This window comes from Atopobacter phocae ATCC BAA-285, from assembly GCF_000526675.1.
GTDB lineage: Bacteria > Bacillota > Bacilli > Lactobacillales > Aerococcaceae > Atopobacter > Atopobacter phocae.
Window position 1 is genome coordinate 1 of sequence record NZ_JAGN01000038.1, and the last position, 19085, is coordinate 19085.

At 35.7% G+C, this 19085-nt stretch carries 13 protein-coding genes and 1 pseudogene; 11 read left to right on the forward strand and 3 right to left on the reverse strand.

Going from position 1 to position 19085, the window contains the following annotated elements; all coding sequences use genetic code 11:
* Together L866_RS09505 and L866_RS0106560 are read right to left on the reverse strand one after the other, a co-directional pair.
* Nucleotides 1–207, reverse strand: a pseudogene (locus tag L866_RS09505) (ISL3 family transposase); the annotation flags it as partial.
* A gap of 202 nt (nucleotides 208–409) precedes the next feature.
* Nucleotides 410–3058, reverse strand: coding sequence for a pneumococcal-type histidine triad protein (locus L866_RS0106560; protein WP_025730332.1), 2649 nt, complete (start codon nucleotides 3056–3058; stop codon nucleotides 410–412).
* A 230-nt stretch (nucleotides 3059–3288) separates the two neighbouring features.
* On the opposite strand from L866_RS0106560, the gene L866_RS0106565 reads away from it, so the two are divergent.
* Nucleotides 3289–3582, forward strand: coding sequence for a bacteriocin immunity family protein (locus L866_RS0106565; protein WP_025730334.1), 294 nt, complete (start codon nucleotides 3289–3291; stop codon nucleotides 3580–3582).
* A gap of 62 nt (nucleotides 3583–3644) precedes the next feature.
* Here L866_RS0106565 and L866_RS0106570 read toward each other — a convergent pair whose 3' ends face one another.
* On the reverse strand, nucleotides 3645–4673 hold the full coding sequence (locus L866_RS0106570; protein ID WP_025730335.1) for a LacI family DNA-binding transcriptional regulator: 1029 nt from the start codon (nucleotides 4671–4673) through the stop codon (nucleotides 3645–3647).
* Nucleotides 4674–4974: 301 nt separating this feature from the next.
* Between L866_RS0106570 and malQ the strand changes: the two genes are divergently transcribed.
* From malQ to L866_RS0106620, 10 genes are all read left to right on the forward strand, one after another.
* Nucleotides 4975–6465 (forward strand): 4-alpha-glucanotransferase, encoded by a 1491-nt coding sequence (gene malQ / locus L866_RS08700; protein WP_035446341.1) that lies wholly within the window; start codon nucleotides 4975–4977, stop codon nucleotides 6463–6465.
* A gap of 35 nt (nucleotides 6466–6500) precedes the next feature.
* Nucleotides 6501–8762, forward strand: a complete 2262-nt coding sequence (gene glgP / locus L866_RS0106580) for a glycogen/starch/alpha-glucan family phosphorylase (RefSeq protein ID WP_025730337.1) — start codon at nucleotides 6501–6503, stop codon at nucleotides 8760–8762.
* A gap of 164 nt (nucleotides 8763–8926) precedes the next feature.
* Nucleotides 8927–10189, forward strand: a complete 1263-nt coding sequence (locus tag L866_RS0106585) for an extracellular solute-binding protein (RefSeq protein WP_025730339.1) — start codon at nucleotides 8927–8929, stop codon at nucleotides 10187–10189.
* Nucleotides 10190–10361: 172 nt separating this feature from the next.
* Nucleotides 10362–11681, forward strand: a complete 1320-nt coding sequence (locus L866_RS0106590) for a carbohydrate ABC transporter permease (protein WP_051452876.1) — start codon at nucleotides 10362–10364, stop codon at nucleotides 11679–11681.
* 1 nt (nucleotide 11682) lies between these two features.
* Nucleotides 11683–12534, forward strand: a complete 852-nt coding sequence (locus L866_RS0106595; RefSeq protein WP_025730344.1) for a sugar ABC transporter permease — start codon at nucleotides 11683–11685, stop codon at nucleotides 12532–12534.
* A gap of 102 nt (nucleotides 12535–12636) precedes the next feature.
* Nucleotides 12637–14370, forward strand: a complete 1734-nt coding sequence (locus L866_RS0106600) for a glycoside hydrolase family 13 protein (protein WP_025730345.1) — start codon at nucleotides 12637–12639, stop codon at nucleotides 14368–14370.
* Between the two features lie 19 nt (nucleotides 14371–14389).
* On the forward strand, nucleotides 14390–15169 hold the full coding sequence (locus L866_RS0106605; RefSeq protein WP_025730348.1) for a hypothetical protein: 780 nt from the start codon (nucleotides 14390–14392) through the stop codon (nucleotides 15167–15169).
* A gap of 170 nt (nucleotides 15170–15339) precedes the next feature.
* Nucleotides 15340–16386 carry an aromatic acid exporter family protein gene (locus L866_RS0106610; protein ID WP_025730350.1) on the forward strand — a complete coding sequence of 349 codons (1047 nt, stop codon included), beginning with the start codon at nucleotides 15340–15342 and terminating at the stop codon, nucleotides 16384–16386.
* Between the two features lie 10 nt (nucleotides 16387–16396).
* Nucleotides 16397–17872: an FAD/NAD(P)-binding protein gene (locus tag L866_RS0106615; RefSeq protein ID WP_025730352.1), complete on the forward strand. Its 1476-nt coding sequence runs from the start codon at nucleotides 16397–16399 to the stop codon at nucleotides 17870–17872.
* A gap of 2 nt (nucleotides 17873–17874) precedes the next feature.
* The gene (locus L866_RS0106620; protein WP_025730354.1) at nucleotides 17875–18621 is read left to right on the forward strand and encodes a class A sortase; all 747 of its coding nucleotides are present in this window, start codon (nucleotides 17875–17877) and stop codon (nucleotides 18619–18621) included.
* The last annotated feature ends 464 nt before the right edge of the window (nucleotides 18622–19085 follow it).

Sequence of the window (19085 nt, forward strand, 5' to 3'; positions counted from 1 at the left end):
AATACGTGATGTGCGCGTGCCATTTTTAACAATCGAATGTTCTGAAGAAGGGCTTTCACAACAAGGGCAACAATCAATCGGCTCGATTAATTCGTCAGATAATAGAAAGGATAAACGTCCTTTAATTGAACATTTTGTTAATTTTTGGTCATTAATTTTGATGTTTTTATCGTTTAATCCGAGTAAAGATGGTATAATTTTAGTCATGGAACAGCTCTCCTTTATTATGGTTTAGGCGCTTATAATATACAGAAGATCTGTTCTTTTTTGTACCCTAAAATAAAAAATAGAGTGGAGGCCTTTGGCTATCAACCCTATAAATTATAGAACCTAAAAAGACGACCATTATCGAAGTCAGAATAAACGGACTAAATAATGGTCGTCTTTTAGTTTGTTGGATTAGTTGTACTTAAGGTGCAGTATACTCTGCAGATGTACTATCTCCCATTTCAGAATTAGTTTCCTTTAAGCCTTCTGTTGAAACATGTGATTCAGGTTGTTCTTTTTTAGCTAAAGGACTAATCAGAGGGGCTTCTGACACATTTGGATCAGTTAGTGGCTCAGAAGGTGTTGTGAATAAATGATCAAACGGATCCCAATTTGGGTCATCAGCAGGATGCGACGATTTTCCTTTGTCTTCGTTTGAACCTAGTTTATTTGGATCAACTTTTCTCATTTTTGCCGTATACAAAGTGTTTGAAGCGTTCTCGTTTGGATTGATTTGTCGATCCCATCCAACGAACTCATACCCTTCTTCTGGAATAACGGTTGGTGCAATTAAGAAAGCTTGACCTTGAGAAATATCTTTTCTCACAAGGTAAGTTAATATTTTACCTTGATCAAAGTAATCACTGACAGATCCATGATTGCCTTCCACTTTAAATGCTACCGTGGCATATTTAGCTGGATTGTAAGGTAAACTTAATGATTTAGGATGCGGACGATGTTCGTCTGTTTCGTTCAACGGATGAGCTAAATCTTTTGGTACATAAGGGCCCAAGATAGATGAGCTGACGCCAAATCTTGCGGTATAAATTTCGGTAGATACTTTATCCTGATCATCTGGTAAACCATGTCCCCAATCTATAAACTCAAATCCAGGCTTAGGAACAGGTTTTGGGATAGAGAAGCCATTTGCTTTCGCTTCCCCCCATGTGGCTGTATCTTTAATCCAAAACATCATATTGGGTTGTTGATGATGTTCATATTTGAGTGAGCCGTAATTCAATGAATGGAAGCTAATTCGAATATAATCAGCCATTGTATAAGAATCAGGATCAAGTGTGTCAGCATTTATTGGATTAATGACTACTGGAGATTCTTTGAAACGATTAGGACGAATACGTGCAGAGAATAAACGATCACGTTTAACAATTCCTTCTGTTGGTAGCTCGTAAGTCCAACCTTTTAAATAATGATCTTGTTCCAAGATAACTTCAGGCAATTTAAAAGTAACATCTTTCCAAGGCAGATCCTTGCGAACTAAATAAATCATATAGTCAACAGGTTGACCGTCTAATGATAATTGACTACTTGTTTTCAGTTTGCTATCTTCTTGAGCCACAAAGAAGCCAATCATTCTAAAGTTATGAATATCCTTTATTTTTTCTGAAAGTGCCGGATAATCTGTGATAAGTTGTTCACGTTTAAATAACTGTGAACGTTGATCTAACTTAATTGGACCGACAATAGAATGAGTTTCAATTGAAGGGTCAGTATCAGGTTCTTCTTCGTGATGGTGGTGATGATGATGATCATTGTTATTCGATAGTTTGTTTGGATCTAATGGTTCAGCGTGATAGTGTGTACCGTGAGGGTAAACAATTAAGTTAGCTTCTTCATCGATACGAATTTGTTCACGTTTGATCCCATAGTCTTTCATAATTTTTTGAAGACGTTCTTCTAATTTTGAATCCAATGGTTTTTCTTCTTTTGCATGGTCGTCATGATCTTTTTCGTCATCATGATCACTTTCAGGGTGTTTGTGGTCATGATCTTCATGTTTGCTATCGTGGTCATGATCAAGATCTTTGTGATTATGTTCTTTATTTTTATCTTTGTCTTTATAAATAAAGTGTAAATGATCACCGTGTTTAACAATGTAACCATCTTTAGTTTCTTGAATGACATCTTTCATATCAAATACATAATCATCTTCGATCGGCTTGATAGCATCGTGATTGTGATGATTTGAATCATGTGCGATATTTACAGAAGGTTTTTTGTCTTTTGATGGTTTGTTAGGAGACACGTCTTTCTTGTAAATAAAGTGGAGGTGGTTACCATGTTTCACAACATAGCCATCCGCTGTTTCTTCAATAACATCTTTCATATCAAAAACATAGTCGTCATGTTCTTCATGATGATCAGAGGTATGGTGGTGATTATTAGCTTTTTTGTTATTTGTCATTTGAGTTGAACGATTTGGACGATTCACGTCTTTTTTATAAATATAATGGAAGTGGTCACCGTGTTTTACAACATAGCCATCCGCTGTTTCAGATACGATATCTTTTACGTTGAACTCGTAACCATCATCTTCACCGTGCATATGGTCATGTTTGGATGGGCTATTTTCAACGGTTTGTTTTAATGTTTCAATTTCTTTTTTCGTTTTAATATTATTTTCTTTGTTATCAGTTAAGTACAAGTAAAACCCTTTTTTGTAACGAATAATGTATCCGCCTTTTACTTTACTAACTACATCGTCTTTACTGAATTTATAATCTTTATCGTTAAGTACTAACTCTTCACTAATTAGTGCATCGAAAGGAACTTTTCCTTTGTAGTAATGGTAATGGTTACCGTGTGAAGTCACATAGCCATCTTCTTTAATTTCTACGACAACTTCTTCATGAGTGTCCCCGTGTGAATGTTCTTTATTTTTATCTTCAATATCTTTAGCTAATTTATCGTAATCAACTTTTGATTTTGAATCGGTTGTAACTGCTTTATTATCAGTTTGATCATTGAATTGGTTCACTGCGTAAACAGAACCAGCACCTAAAATAGCAGCTGCAGATAAGCCGTATATCCATTTCTTATTAGATTCTTTCATAATGTCCTCGCTTTATATTTATTAAATCGTACTCTTTACGATTTGTCTTTTAGATACTATCAATTAAATATTTCGATGTCAAGACATTTTGAGTAAAATAATATAATTTTTTTATTGTGAAAAATTAATAAAACAAAAAAAGTAGATTTAAATGATTAATCCGACCTTAGGCGGTATATTTTTTCTGATGATTTATATACACTGTTGAATATAAGAAAAGGTGAGAAAAAATGAAAAAATTAAAATGGTATGCGGGTGGTAGTGAACGTCGAGCAGTTGCTATAGAAGGTATCACAACTTTATTAGCGTCACTTCCATATGAAAGTAAAGTGGAACCATTAAGAAAAATATTAATACACTATAGGAAAGAATTAAGACAAGAAGAATCTGCTGTTATTTTGGTACTCAATCGCTTCATGTTAGATTTATCGCGCGTATTAATAACTGAAAAAATAGCAATCAGTGATTCGCAACAAAAGATAATAAAATCTTTGCAAGATTTACTTCAAGTTCGTTATGGTTGATAAGAAAAAAGCAAGGGAGATGTGTCCCTTGCTTTTTTATATCATTATAATAGCATGTTTATTTATTTTGAATCAGAATAATTTATTTGCGTTAATTCAATTAATTCGTGATGAATGATTTCATGAAAATAACCAGTATGGGCTGTTCGATTACTGGAGTCCTCAATAATCTTTAACATCATTTCCAAAGCGACTTGTCCCAGTCTTTGAGCATCGATATGAATAAATGCTTCTTCGTTTTCGCTAATGGTGATACTTGAATTATAAGCTTTAAAAGTAATAATTTCGATAGGTAAATCATGTTGGACAACGGCTTGTCTAAAACCAGAAGCAACTAACTGATCGGCAATAACCATTGCATCAATTGATGTAGTATCATTTAAAGTTAATGCTAATTGGTAGCCAATTTCTGGAACAAAAGCAAGCTCATTAAAAATAAGTTGTTCGTCCATTGTAAGTTGATTATTTTTTAAAGCATCTTGGTAACCTTTGAATCGGTTTTTAATAAAGTTCATCTCTGTATTTCCGCCGATAAATCCGATTTTTTTATTACCTCGATTGAGTAGATACTCGGTTGCATCATAAGCCATCTTAATATTGTCGTTATCGACAAAGTTAACACTTGAAGAAGATGGGTTACCAATTACGACATATGGAAAGTTCAATTCATTGACTAATTGCATAATTGGATCGTCGCTTTCAGCGTATAAAAATAGTAATCCGTCAGCTCGTCCCCCAGAGATGGTTTTTTCTACATTTTGTCTACGTTCTAATTCATTATTACCTGATATTAACGATATCGTGTAACCAATGTGTGAAGCTGCTTTACTAATGCCTCGTAAGACAGTTGGGAAAAATGGATTCTGATAAAACGTATCAGAGTCAGGTGGTAAAATGAGTCCAATAATCGATGTCTTACTACTTGCTAAACTACGCGCATTTAAATTAGGAATATAGTTTAATTCACTCATCACTTGTCGAACTCGTTGCTTTGTTTTCAGGCTAATTGCAGGACTATCTTGAATCACACGTGTAACGGTTGAAGGTGCAACGCCTGCTTTTTGAGCCACATCTCGAATTGTAATCGCCATAGAGCTCCTCCCTTCATTTTTAATAAACACAGGATGTAAGCGGTATAATACAAAAATAATATTAGCACAATCAATATAAAGGTGCAATTTTTTCATGCAAATTGACGCATAATACGCTAAATTGTAATGATTGTTGAAAATGTGAATGAATTATCAAACTTTAAAGATAAAATGAGAATACTGTAATAATAAGGTTAGTAACGCTTACAAAAAATAAAAAAATTCAACAAACTTTAAGCAAACGGTTGCGCAAAAGAGAAAAAGACTCTATAATGAAATTGAATTATGAAAGGGGGATACTATGGAACGAGCAAGTGGAGTTTTGATGCATGTTTCATCTTTACCAAATCAACAAGGAATCGGAACATTTGGAAAGTCAGCTTTTCAATTCGTTGATTTCTTAAACCGTACTAAACAACGTTACTGGCAAATTTTGCCATTAACTACAACAAGTTATGGCGATTCACCATATCAATCATTTTCTGCTTTTGCAGGGAATACTCATTTTATTGATTTTGAACGTTTACAAGAGCAAGGCTGGTTAGCAGCAGAAGATTACCAATCAGTTAATTTTGGCGATGATCATTCAAAAGTGGATTATGGATTGATCTTTTATGCTAGACGCCCAATTTTGGAAAAAGCAGTTCAAAACTTTTTAGCAGCAGATGGTCAAAATTCAGAAACTTTTAAAGTATTCTATTCTGAAAACGCTTTTTGGTTAAATGATTTTTGTGACTACATGGCTATTAAGGAATCATTCGATTTAAAACCTTGGTATGAATGGGATGAACCAATTCGTTTAAGAGAAGCCCAAGCGTTAGAAGAGTATCGTGAAAAACTTGAAAACGAACGGATGTACCACGCAGTTACACAATTCTTCTTCTTCCAACAATGGATGGACTTGAAAGAATATGCAAATCAACAGAATGTTCTGATTATTGGCGATATGCCAATTTATGTTTCAGGCGATAGCGTTGAAATGTGGTGTACGCCGCAATACTTCAAAGTGGACGACATGAATCTACCAACTGTTGTAGCGGGATGTCCGCCAGATGCATTCACTGATGAAGGACAATGGTGGGGGAACCCGATTTATAACTGGGATTATATGAAAGAAGACAACTACCAATGGTGGGTGACACGTCTAAAAGAAAGTTTGAAATTATACGACTATGTTCGAATTGATCATTTCCGTGGGTTTGAATCATTCTGGCAAATTCCAAAAGATGCAACAAGTGCGCGTAGCGGAGAATGGGCTCAAGGACCAAGTATTGAATTGTTCAAAACGTTAAAAGAGCAATTAGGTGAAGTAAACATTATTGCTGAAGACTTAGGATTTATGACGGATGAAGTCATTGTCATGCGCGAGTATACAGGTTTCCCTGGCATGAAGATTTTACAATTTGGATTTAGTGGTATGGATTCAGTCGATCTACCACATAATTACGACCGTAACACGATTGCTTATGTTGGAACACATGATAACCAAACAGGTTTAGGGTGGTATCACAGTGCAGGTGAAGGTCAACAAAGACAATGCGAGTCTTATTTACATAAAAAAGAAAATGAAACAATCGCTCAAGCACTTAATCGCGGAATTGCAGCATCGCCTAGTCATACGGCTATTTACACGATGCAAGATTTATTGGAGTTAGGCGACGAAGCACGGATGAACCGTCCGAATACATTAGGTGGTAACTGGGATTGGCGGATGAGTGATTCTGCTATAACAGAGAATCTTGAAAATTGGTTAAGAGATTTAAGTGAAACATACTTTAGAGCACATCACTAAAAAATAATCAAGAAATTGATATGAAGGAGATAAATATGAATTTAATAGCGAGTTATACGAAGAGGTTATTTAACAAGGAAGTTTCAGAATGTACGAATCAAGAACTATACAAAGCATTATTAGATTTAGTTCGTGATCGTTCAGCAGAATTAAAATTACACGAAGAAAAGAAAAAATTATACTATTTCTCAGCAGAGTTTTTAATTGGTAAGTTATTATCAAACAATATTTTAAACTTAGGCTTATATGATGAAATTGACGAAGAATTAAAAGCAGCTGGCTCAAGCTTATCATTAGTTGAAGAAGCAGAACATGAACCATCATTAGGTAACGGGGGATTAGGCCGTCTAGCTGCATGTTTTATGGATTCTTTATCCACATTAAAATTAAATGCAGATGGTGTGGGCTTAAGCTACCACTTTGGTTTATTCCGTCAAGTATTTGAAAACAACCAACAAACAACAATTAAAGATGCATGGCGTACAGGAGACGACTGGTTAGTTGCCTCAGAACGTAAATATGATGTGCCATTTAAAAACTTTACACTACGCTCAACATTGTATGATATTGATGTATTAGGTTATGAACAAACAACACGTAATCGTCTACGTTTATTCGATTTAGATAGTGTAAGTGAAGGAATTATTTCAAGCGGTATTGATTTTGATAAAACAAACATCAAAGAGAACTTAACATTATTCTTATATCCAGACGACTCAGATCGTAATGGTGAGTTATTACGTATTTATCAACAATACTTCATGGTATCAAACGGTGCACAATTAATTATCGACGAAGCACTTGAAAAAGGCGCAACAATCGAAGAATTAGCGGACTATGCAGTGATTCAAATTAACGATACACACCCTGCATTAGTTATTCCTGAAATGATTCGTTTATTAATTGAACGTGGAATGGACCAAGACCGTGCAATCGAAATGGTTCAAAAAATGACAGCTTTCACGAACCATACAATTTTAGCGGAAGCGTTAGAAAAATGGCCATTACATGACTTAGAAGAAGTAGTACCACATCTTATTCCAATTATTAAAGAATTAGATGCACGTGTGAAAGCAAGTTATCCAGACAAACAATCTGTTCACATTATTGACGAACAAAACCGTGTCCACATGGCACATATGTCAATTCACTATGGATTCAGTGTAAATGGGGTAGCTCAATTACATACAGATATCTTAAAAGAATCTGAATTAAAAGATTTCTATGAATTATATCCAGAACGTTTTAACAACAAAACAAACGGAATTACATTCAGACGTTGGGTAATGGCAGCTAACCCAGAATTATCACGTTACTTCGACGAATTATTAGGTAAAGAATGGCGAAATACGCAAGACTTAAGTGCCTTATTATCAGAAAAAACAAACGAAGCAGTGAAATCAAAATTAGCTCAAATTAAATTAGATAACAAAGTAGCGTTGAAAAAACATTTAGAATTAACACAAAATGTAACAATCAACGAGCATTCAATCTTTGATATTCAAATTAAACGTATTCATGAATACAAACGTCAACAAATGAACGCGTTATACATTATTCATAAATATTTAGATATTAAAGCAGGTAATATTCCAAACACACCAATTACGTTATTCTTTGGTGGAAAAGCAGCTCCTGCTTACACAATCGCACAAGATGTGATTCATTTAATTCTTTCATTAAGTGAATTAATCGCAAAAGACCCAGAAGTATCACCACACTTACAAGTAGTGATGATCGAAAACTACAACGTGAGCCATGCAGAATACTTAATTCCAGCATGTGATATTTCTGAACAAATCTCATTAGCATCTAAAGAAGCAAGTGGTACTGGTAACATGAAATTCATGTTAAACGGTGCATTAACACTAGGTACAATGGATGGGGCAAACGTTGAGATTGCTGAATTAGTTGACCCAGAAAATATTTACATTTTCGGTAAAGAAAGTGATGAAATCATCAAGTTATACGAAACAGCAGGATACGTATCACGTGAATACTATGAATTGCCAGCAATCAAACCATTAGTTGATTTCATCGTGTCAGATGAAATGAAAGCACTTGGCAATGTTGAACGCTTAGACCGTCTTTATAACGAATTAATTAATAAAGACTGGTTCATGACATTGATCGACTTAGAAAACTACATTAAAGTAAAAGAACAAATGTATGTAGACTATGACGACCAAGCATTATGGTTAGAAAAAGTGATTGTAAATATTAGTAAAGCAGGCTTCTTCTCAAGTGACCGTACGATTAGCCAATACAATGATGACATTTGGCATTTAGAGCAATAATTTTAACGGTTGAAAAGCATGAAAAGTATTTTTGGAAAGTTTAAAAACTTTCCAAAAAATACTTGCAAATCAGTAAGCGTTATCATATCATAGAGATATAAGAAAACGGTTGCGTGTAAGATGAATCTTAAACGTTAATCGATTTGAAATTAGGAGGAGAAAACATGGAAACATTTTGGAAAAAAGTTGCATTAGGAACAGTTACAACATTAAGTGCGGTGACATTAGTTGCTTGTGGATCAAACAATGCCAAAAAAGATAGCAAAGAAGCTGGTAAAGATGACAAAACTTTAGTCGTATCAGCAGCTGGGTTATCAGACTATGTTAAAGACAACATCGAAGAGTTTGAAAAAGCAAATGATGTTAAAGTTGAAGTGTTAGATGCAGACATGTTTGAAAAACTTGAAGGATTAAACTTGGATGGTCCTGCGGGTACAGCTCCAGACGTGTTGATTGCACCTTATGACCGTATCGGAAGTTTAGCTCAAACTGGTCAAATTTCAGAAGTGAAATTAATCGATGACGCAAACTACGATGAAACAGACAAACGCCAAGTAACAATGGATGGCAAAATCTACGGTGCACCAGCAGTTATTGAAACATTAGTAATGTATTACAACAAAGATTTATTATCAGAAGCACCAAAAACTTTTGAAGAATTAGAAGGATTATCTAAAGATGCTAAATATAACTTTGCTGACGAAGCAGGTAAAAATACAGCGTTCTTAGCTAAATGGACAGACTTCTACTTCGCATACGGATTAATTTCAGGTTACGGAGGATATGTATTTGGTGAAAACGGAACAGATACAAAAGATCTTGGATTAAATAAACCTGAATCAATCGAAGGTATCCAATACGCAGTTGATTGGTTCCAAAAAGTATGGCCACAAGGTATGCTTGATGTGAAGAGTGCAGGCGACTTTGTAAGTCAATCATTTACAGAAGGTAAAACAGCAGCAGTTATTTCAGGTCCATGGGATGCAGCATCATTTAAAGATGCAGGTGTTAACTATGGCGTTTCTAAAATCCCTACATTGCCAAACGGTAAAGAATATGCACCATTTGCTGGTGGTAAAGGTTGGATTATCTCAAGCTACTCTAAAAAACAAGATTTAGCACAAAAATTCTTAGACTGGGCTTCAAGTGAAGAACAACAAACTAAGATGTATGAAAAATTAGGTGAAATTCCTGCTAACCAAGTAGCTCGTCAAAAAGCTGCAGATACAAACAACGAATTAACAACAGCTGTTATCGATGTTTACGCAAATGCTGTTCCAATGCCAAATATTCCTGAAATGGGTGAAGTTTGGTCAGGTGCTGAAAACTTAATGTTCGACGCAGCTAGCGGCAACAAATCAGCTAAACAATCAGCTGACGATGCAGTTGAATTAATCAAACAATCAATTGAACAAAAACATCAATAAAAATAAATGATAACACCCTTATACTAATAGGATAGATGATTGTACGTCATGCACATATAATTCTTTCCATTAGTATCGACAATCGATCAGTTTTCTATTGAAGCTGAACAATAAAAAAGTGCTAATTGACGGGGTGACCCCCCGTCTTTTAGACTACTAAGGAGGATTTATTATGTCGGCGACAGACGTAAAATTAATTGGAAAAGACAAAGATCCTAAAAAAGCCGCGCTTCTCTCCTTAATACCAGGAGGCGGACAATTTTATAACGAACAGAAAATTAAAGGCTTTTTCTTCTTACTTTTAACTGCTGTATTCATTATTGAATTGGCTGTGTTCGGGGCACAAGCTTTTCATGATTTAGTGACATTAGGATCTGTACCTTTTGAAGATCATTCATTGTTCTTAATGATTCGAGGAACATTGCAAATCATTATTACAGTCATCTTTTTAATTTTTTATGGGTTTAATATTCGCGATGCAAAAGAAACAGCGATGCGTTGGAAAAAAGGTCTAAAAGTCAATCAATCATTTAATGAAATATTGAATAACGTTTATGAAAATGGATTTCCTTATCTATTAATTATTCCAAGTTATTTATTTATGGCTTTTGCAATTATTTTCCCGGTAATGGTTACAGTGTTAACTGCTTTTGTAAACTATGACTTTAGACATATGCCACCAGCTTTCTTATTAGACTGGGTAGGCATTCAGAATTTTAAAAATATTTTCTTCTTAAGTACATTCCGCGACGCATTCATGTCAGTATTCACATGGACCATTATTTGGGCTATTTTAGCAACTACACTACAAATTTCAATCGGTATATTAACAGCGGTTATAGCGAACCAAGATTTCATCAAAGGCCGTCGTTTCTTCGGGGTTATCTTCTTGTTACCTTGGGCTGTACCAGCTTTTATTACCATTTTGACATTCTCAAATATGTTTAACGACTCAATTGGAGCGATTAATACACAAGTTATTCCATTTATTAATCACTTAATTCCATTTGTTCACATTCCAGGAATTGCTTGGAAAACAGATGCGTTTTGGACAAAAACAGCCATCATTTTAATTCAAGGATGGCTAGGATTCCCATATATTTATGTTATGGTAACAAGTATCCTACAATCCATTCCTGCTGATTTATACGAAGCAGCAACAATCGATGGAGCAACTGCCTTTAAGAAATTCACTTCAATTACATTACCAGTTATCTTTACTGTAGCTGCACCAATTTTTGTGACACAGTATACAGGAAACTTTAACAACTTCTCAATGATCTACCTATTTAACAATGGGGGACCAGGTAGTGTGGGTGGTGGAGCAGGTGCAACGGATATCTTAATTTCATGGATATTCAAATTGACAACCGGTCAATCACCACAATTCTCAATTGCAGCTGCATTAACATTAGTTATCTCATTCATTGTTATCACGGTTTCGTTAACAATCTTCAAGAAAACGAATGCGTTCAATATGGAGGATCTCTAATATGAAAAATACATTACATTCCGCTAAATTTAAACGCTCACTTAAACGTTTTTTTACTTACTTATATATGATTGTGTTATCTATTATTATTATTTATCCATTGTTAATTACAGTAAGTTCTGCTTTTAAAGCAGGGAATACAACTGCTTTTGCTTTGGACTTTAATATAAAATGGACATTGGATAACTTCAGACGTTTATTCAATGAAACACCTTACTTAACATGGTATAAAAATACATTATTTGTTGCCTTTGCAACAATGATTGCCCAAGTTATTTTGATTACTTTAGCTGGGTATGCGTACAGTCGTTACAACTTTATTGGACGTAAAAAAAGTTTGTTATTCTTCTTAACAATTCAAATGGTACCAACAATGGCTGCCTTAACTGCGTTCTTCGTAATGGCGCTCTTATTAAATGCGTTGAACACTTATTGGTTCTTAGCATTTATCTACATTGGTGGTGGGATTCCAATGAATACATGGTTAATGAAGGGATACTTTGATACCGTTCCTTATGATTTAGACGAATCAGCTAAGTTAGACGGAGCAGGACACTTACGCGTATTCTGGCAAATTGTTTTACCACTTGTTCGTCCAATGATTGCTGTTCAAGCGTTATGGGCGTTCATGGGACCATTCGGGGATTATATGTTAGCTAAATTCTTACTTCGTAGTGAAGAATACTATACAGTAGCTCCGGGGTTACAAACATTTATTTCAGATACACGTAACCAAAAAGTCGCATTGTTCGCAGCAGGAGCCATTTTAATTGCTGTGCCAATTTCTACTTTATTCTTTATGTTACAAAAACACTTTGTATCTGGTTTAGTTCAAGGTGGGACAAAAGGATAAGCGACTTTTGCAAATTGAAATTAATAAAACGAATCAATATAATGAAGAGGTTGTGGGCATACCCCAGCCTCTTTTATTATGACTAATCGAAAGGATGTTAAAATGAACGAGACAGCTTTACTACATATTCCAGATTCTTCATATAGTTTTGCATTAAGTAAAAAGGAGTTAGTTGTAAGATTACGAGTGGATCGTCAAGATCAATTCAGTAATATTAAAGTATTGTACAATAATAAATACTTATTCCATGAAGGACATAAAGAAAAAGAAATGGTTAAAACATACGTGGACCATTTATATCGCTTCTATGAAACAACTTTACAATTAGATGACCCACGAGTGGCTTATGTCTTTCAATTAACGAATGACGAAGGATCATTCTATTTTAGCGAAGACGGTATAACGAGTGATTACGATTTTTCACTAGGTTTTTATAATTTCTTCCAAGTACCTTATATTAATGAAATTGATTTATTCCGACCAGTCGGATGGATGAAAGAAGCCGTTTTTTATCAAATTTTTGTTGATCGCTTTAATGAAGGAGCTACCGACAAAGATCGCTCATACGTGACGATGCCTTGGGGTGGAAAACCAACGCCGACTAACTTCGCTGGGGGCGACTTAAAAGGAATCAAAGACAAATTACCTTACTTACATGAATTAGGTATTAATGCGATTTATTTAACACCTATTTTCAAAAGTCCAACGAATCATAAATACGACATTATTAATTATTATGAAATCGATCCACATTTTGGAACGATGGCAGATTTCGATGAGTTAATCGAAGCAGCACATGAACTAGGTATTAAAATTGTGTTGGATGCAGTCTTTAACCATGGTAGTCATTTAGGTGAACAATTCCAAGATGTCATTGAAAAAGGTAAAGATTCCCCGTACTATGATTGGTTTATAATTCGGGGCGATTATCCTGATTTAAAACAAATTAACTATGAATGTTTCGCAGAATGCTACTACATGCCAAAATGGGATACGTCCAATCCTGAAGTGCAGCAATTTTTAATTGATGTAGGAACACATTGGATTAAAGAACATAAGATTGATGGTTGGCGCTTAGATGTGGCTGACGAAGTGTCTCATGACTTCTGGCGTAATTTCCGTCGAGCACTTAAAACGGCTAACCCTGAAGCGGTATTAATTGGCGAAAACTGGCATGATTCTAGCCCATTCTTACAAGGGGATCAATTTGATAGCATTATGAATTATGCGGTCACGAAAGCGATGCTGGACTACTTTGCACGTCAACGCTTTACAGCTGAAGAAATGGCTGAACGTTTAAATAGTATTTTGATGCGTAATAAAGGTCCTGTGAATCAAATGAACTTAAACTTATTAGATTCGCACGATACGCACCGATTCCTAACAGAAGTAGGTGGCTCAATCGATCAATTAAAAGCTGCTTTAGCGGTATTAGTGGTATTTATGGGAACACCATGTATTTATTATGGAACAGAAATAGGAATGGAAGGCGGCCATGATCCAGATTCACGTCGTACCTTTGATTGGGATGAAGCGAACTGGCCAATGGATGTGTGGGAACTTACACAATCCTTATTCGCTTTAAAAGCTCGTCCAGTATTAAGTGACGGCGATATTACGATTGATGCCGAAAATGGTTTATTACGGATCAAACGCACAACTTCTGATGAGTCCTTAGTGTTATACGTTAATCAAACCGATGAACGTCAAACGGTGACAGTCGATTCAGCTAACAGTCAGCTTCATTTATCACACTTAGCCGAAGTTTCATCAACGGAACCAACGACAGTAACGATTGAACCAAAAGGATTTGCTATTTACACATCGACTAAATAAATCCAACAAGGAGGATATGATGAATCATTTTCATTTAAACTATGTTTCAGCGGCCTGTTCGCCATTCAAAAGTTTTTTAAAACGTGATTATTTAAAAGGATGGCAAGTCGCCATTATCTTACTGGTATTAAATGCGATGATGTTATTTCCGTTATCGTTACAAATTGGACAATTAAAGTATGTTAACTTAGAAGACTACGCACCACAATCCAGTCAACTAATTGATGGGCAATTAATCAATGAATTACAAAAACAGACGAACGAAACGACAACGGCGCCAACAGCTTTCGAATTGACCCGAGAAAAAGGAAAAGCAAACATTCGATTAACGGATCAATCATTTGAGTTAAGTGAAAGTAAAGGTGGAAAAGTTGCCGGCAAGTGGTTAAATCCAGTTGATTGGACGACTATTAACCAACCGCAACAATTGAAGCAACTCGTCACTGAAAATTGGTTAGCGCAAAATCGTATACCGATTGCGTTGTCTTTACTAATGAATATTAGTATTTTAACGGGCGTTAGTTTGTTATTAGTTTGGTTAGGAACGACGGTTTTCTTATACTTAACTAAATTCAGTAAAATGTTCTCCATTACTACTTGGCGAGAAGCATGGCACGTCAGCTTGAATTGGCTGTTTTTACCAACAGCTTTTGCGATGATCATTGGGTTCATTACTAAAAACCCAGGGAGCATGTTAACGTTCCATGGATTTTTATACGTCGGAATGATTTTGTGGAGTTATTGGAAAACTCATTTAAATGACGCTTACGCAAAACGTGTAATGAATCAAATGGATTAAGAATAATAATGAACAAAAAGAGCTTGATATCAATCGAGCTCTTTTTTGTTAGAAAGAACGTGAACCCTTGCGAGCGTAAGAACTGGAAAGTATTTAAAAAAGGTGTATGATAAGGTATGATTATAGAAGAACTTATTAAATAAAGGATATAGTAAGAAAGAGGTGACAACGTGCGAATTGAGGAACGAACGGTTAAAATCGTTCTAGCCGTAATCGTATCAGTAGCGCTAGCTAATGTGTTTCAGTTAAATAATCCGATGGCAGCTGGTGTGATTGCGATTTTGAGTATTTTAGATACGTGGTGGGAGTCCATTCGAATTGCCTTAGCTCGTATTGCTTCAACTTTATTAGCTTTCCTCATTGCTTCCATTTGTTTTTATTTCTTAGGGTATGAATTATGGACATTCGCTTTGTATTTACTCATCTATGTGCCCATTGCCTTTAGCTTGAATTGGCAAGCGGGGATTGCCCCATGCACGGTGTTAGTGACCCATTTTTATGCGGCGGAGAGTATTGCCTTGCCGTTACAAATTAATGGTCTGTTATTAATGTTAATTGGAGCTGGAAGTGCATTAATCTTTAATATTTATAAACCGAACAAATCAAAAGAAATGCAACAACTCACTTTAGAAATTGAAGCGACAATGCGTACCATTTTAAAGCAAATGGCTGATTTTTTAACGGATGATATTGATGAATCAACAACGCCGTTAGTTAATATTCCAAAACTTCCCCCCGATGCAACCATTAAGAAAAATTTAGCCGAGCTAGCAGAACAAATTGAGCGACTCAACACGACGGCGTTAACGGATTATCGTAATCAAATGACTAAAAGTGACGATTACTATATTGCCTATGCCCAAATGCGACGCGAGCAATATGACCATTTAAAAGAAATGCGAGAAATGTTAAATCACGTACGTTATCAAACGGACTCTAATGGGCTAATCGCTAAAATACTATTAGAAACGTCTGATCAACTTCATGAAACGAATCCAGGGATTAACTTATTGTTACATATTACCGATTTATATAAAGAATTTAAAAATCGCCCATTACCGCAAACACGTGAAGAATTTGAAAGTCGCGCGGTACTGTACCAAATCTTGCAATGGTTTGAACGATTCATTTCAATCAAACGTGATTTCTATTGTACATTACGCGTACGTGATCGTTTTAACGTTCATTTAAAAGAATTTGATACACAGGAAAAGTAGGAGGAATAAAATGAAACGAGTGGCTATAGTAGGGATGGGAGTAGCAGGTGTCGATGTGTTGACCCACTTAACAGAAGCAGGCTTTGACGGCCGAATTGATTGTTATGATGAGCGTCAACAATTTGGAAGTGGCCTACCGTATCAAGAAGATTTTGACATTTTTCTTTTAAATCCACGGTCTCATGCAATTAGTTTAAATCCTGATCGACCGAAAGAATTTGCAGAATGGGTGAAGGAAAAAGGGCTAACACTAGAAACCTTTATGCCACGACGTATTTTTGGCCAATACATGCGTGAGAAATTGGAGCACTTACTTCAAAATGAGCACGTCCATGTTCATTACCAACACATTCAACACGTCCAAGTGTTAGAAACAGGAGAAAAAGAACGGTATCAATTAACGTATCAATCAGCTGATCAAACATCTGTCCAAGAAGTGTACGATGCGGTCTTTTTATGTTTAGGACATGCCCCTAGTCAAGACCCATATCACTTAAACGATTCACCTTATTTCATTCAAAATCCTTACCCTATTCGCGAATCGCTTCAAGCTGTGCCGATGCATCAACGAGCAGCAGTCATTGGCATGGGACTAACAGGTGTGGATATGGTGCGGGCGTTAATGATGGAACGCGAAGCAAAAGAAGTCGTGATGTTCTCCAGAAGTGGGCAACTACCTATTGTGCGAGGGACGGAGACCGTCGTTGAGCCGGTTCACTTAACGATAGAAGCAGTACAAAAAGCAGTAGCGACACCAGGTCAATTAACGTTACCATTAGAACAAGTGGAAGAATGGTTCTTTAAAGACTTGGCGCATTATCAATTTGATTTAGAACGAATCAATCAATGGGTAGGAGCGAGTGTAGAACAACTACGTGCAAATTTGAATGATTTAGACGAAGCAGGTCGTTTTCAAGCGTATGTCGCTAAATTAAGATGGGTATTACGCGCATTATGGTCTCATTTATCGCGGCAAGATCAAATGCGCTTTGCACAGAAATATCAACGATCGTTCATCGCCTTTAGTAATCCAATGGCCCCACCAGTCGCTGAAAAACTTCTCGAGTGGATGGAAACGGGTCGCTTAATCACAACAGATCAAGTGGATGATATTATTCAGCTGAAAGCGCAACAAACCGGTCATTTTATGATACAATATAAAAATAAAACAACGACAACCGTTGATTGGATCTTGAATGGGATTGGAAGTCAAACCGATTTCAGTCAATGCCAAACCGATCAACCGTTAGTTCAACAATTGTTAAACGATCGTGTGGTAGAACCGAACGGACGAATGGGCTTGATGATTCATGACACGCACTCGAGTGTACTTAGCTCCAGATATGGCGAATTACGTGCCTTAAAATTATTTGGACAAATGGTGAGTGGAACGGACTATCAAAACAATTCAACGTTTGTGCTATATCGGACGACCCAAAAAGGTGTACATGACGCATTAAATTACTTAAAAGATAAGAAGGTGTAAAGATGCAACCAAGAAATCAAAAATATCGTAAATCAACTAAAAAGTGGACCATTCGACGAGTGATGCGCATTCTAAGTATTTCGTTAATCGTATTTGGGGTGTTATTACTATTAACTCAACCACTAAAAAATTACTTCGTATCCAAATGGACGACTGAAAACCAAATCGTCAACGTGACAAAAGATGATATTAAACGAAATATGGATACAGAAGGGAACTTCGACTTTGAGCAAGTAAAAAACGTCGACTTAAATGACGTGGTCAAAAATGCGTTAAACAACCGAGGCAATTTACCAGTTATTGGTGGAATTGCAGTCCCAAGCGTCAAATTGAACTTGCCGATTTATAAAGGTGTAGCGCACCAACAATTGCTTTCCGGTGCAGGAACATTACGCCCGGATCAAGTGATGGGAAGTGGGAACTATCCACTAGCGAGCCATCGAATGATTGATGAATCCCTATTATTCACCCCATTAATTCATGTTAACATGGGCGATTTAATTTATTTAACCGATCTAGAACATGTATACGTCTATAAAACAACATTCATACAAACAGTAGAACCAACGCGTGTCGATTTAGCGTATGATGATCCAGATGGTGTAGCACGTGTGACCCTTATTACATGTAATCCAACCGGTAGCATGCGTGAAATAGTTCGTGGCGAATTCGTTAAGAAAGTAGCCATGTCAGACGCTAGTGACGAAATGATTAAAGCCTTTGAACTAAAATCAAATAATAATTTCTAATTGTAAATGATAAAAAGTACTAACCATGTTTGTACTTTAATAAAATAAACAAAAAAAGGACTCGATCGACGAGTCCTTTTTTGTTGTATATTAAACAGAACTATGACAAATATGAAACATGACTAAAGAGTAGTTCAGAGATTTAAAAAACACCATATTTTTTTAATTAATTAATGAATAGACTACTTTCTTTTTTTAAGCTTTTGAAACAGCTTAGCTCTAAATAATAACAATAAATATAAAAAATAATTAGCCGCACGATAAAAAAGTTGATTATCAGAATAATAAATAAATGATATGGGAATAAATGGATTGAGCTTCAAGTCGCCATAATAATATTTATAATAGGTAAACATTAAATTCAAACTGAGAGTCAAGTCCATAATCTTGTGTAAAAGTTTCTAGTACAATGTTCTATACTCTCTTACTGGTTAAACTTGATATACTTTCTTTTAGAACTGATC

Coding starts and splice junctions, on each gene's coding strand:
- L866_RS0106560 (WP_025730332.1), bottom strand. CDS start 3,058: ATGAAAGAATCTAATAAGAAATGGATATACGGCTTATCTGCAGCTGCT.
- L866_RS0106565 (WP_025730334.1), top strand. CDS start 3,289: ATGAAAAAATTAAAATGGTATGCGGGTGGTAGTGAACGTCGAGCAGTT.
- L866_RS0106570 (WP_025730335.1), bottom strand. CDS start 4,673: ATGGCGATTACAATTCGAGATGTGGCTCAAAAAGCAGGCGTTGCACCT.
- malQ (WP_035446341.1), top strand. CDS start 4,975: ATGGAACGAGCAAGTGGAGTTTTGATGCATGTTTCATCTTTACCAAAT.
- glgP (WP_025730337.1), top strand. CDS start 6,501: ATGAATTTAATAGCGAGTTATACGAAGAGGTTATTTAACAAGGAAGTT.
- L866_RS0106585 (WP_025730339.1), top strand. CDS start 8,927: ATGGAAACATTTTGGAAAAAAGTTGCATTAGGAACAGTTACAACATTA.
- L866_RS0106590 (WP_051452876.1), top strand. CDS start 10,362: ATGTCGGCGACAGACGTAAAATTAATTGGAAAAGACAAAGATCCTAAA.
- L866_RS0106595 (WP_025730344.1), top strand. CDS start 11,683: ATGAAAAATACATTACATTCCGCTAAATTTAAACGCTCACTTAAACGT.
- L866_RS0106600 (WP_025730345.1), top strand. CDS start 12,637: ATGAACGAGACAGCTTTACTACATATTCCAGATTCTTCATATAGTTTT.
- L866_RS0106605 (WP_025730348.1), top strand. CDS start 14,390: ATGAATCATTTTCATTTAAACTATGTTTCAGCGGCCTGTTCGCCATTC.
- L866_RS0106615 (WP_025730352.1), top strand. CDS start 16,397: ATGAAACGAGTGGCTATAGTAGGGATGGGAGTAGCAGGTGTCGATGTG.
- L866_RS0106620 (WP_025730354.1), top strand. CDS start 17,875: ATGCAACCAAGAAATCAAAAATATCGTAAATCAACTAAAAAGTGGACC.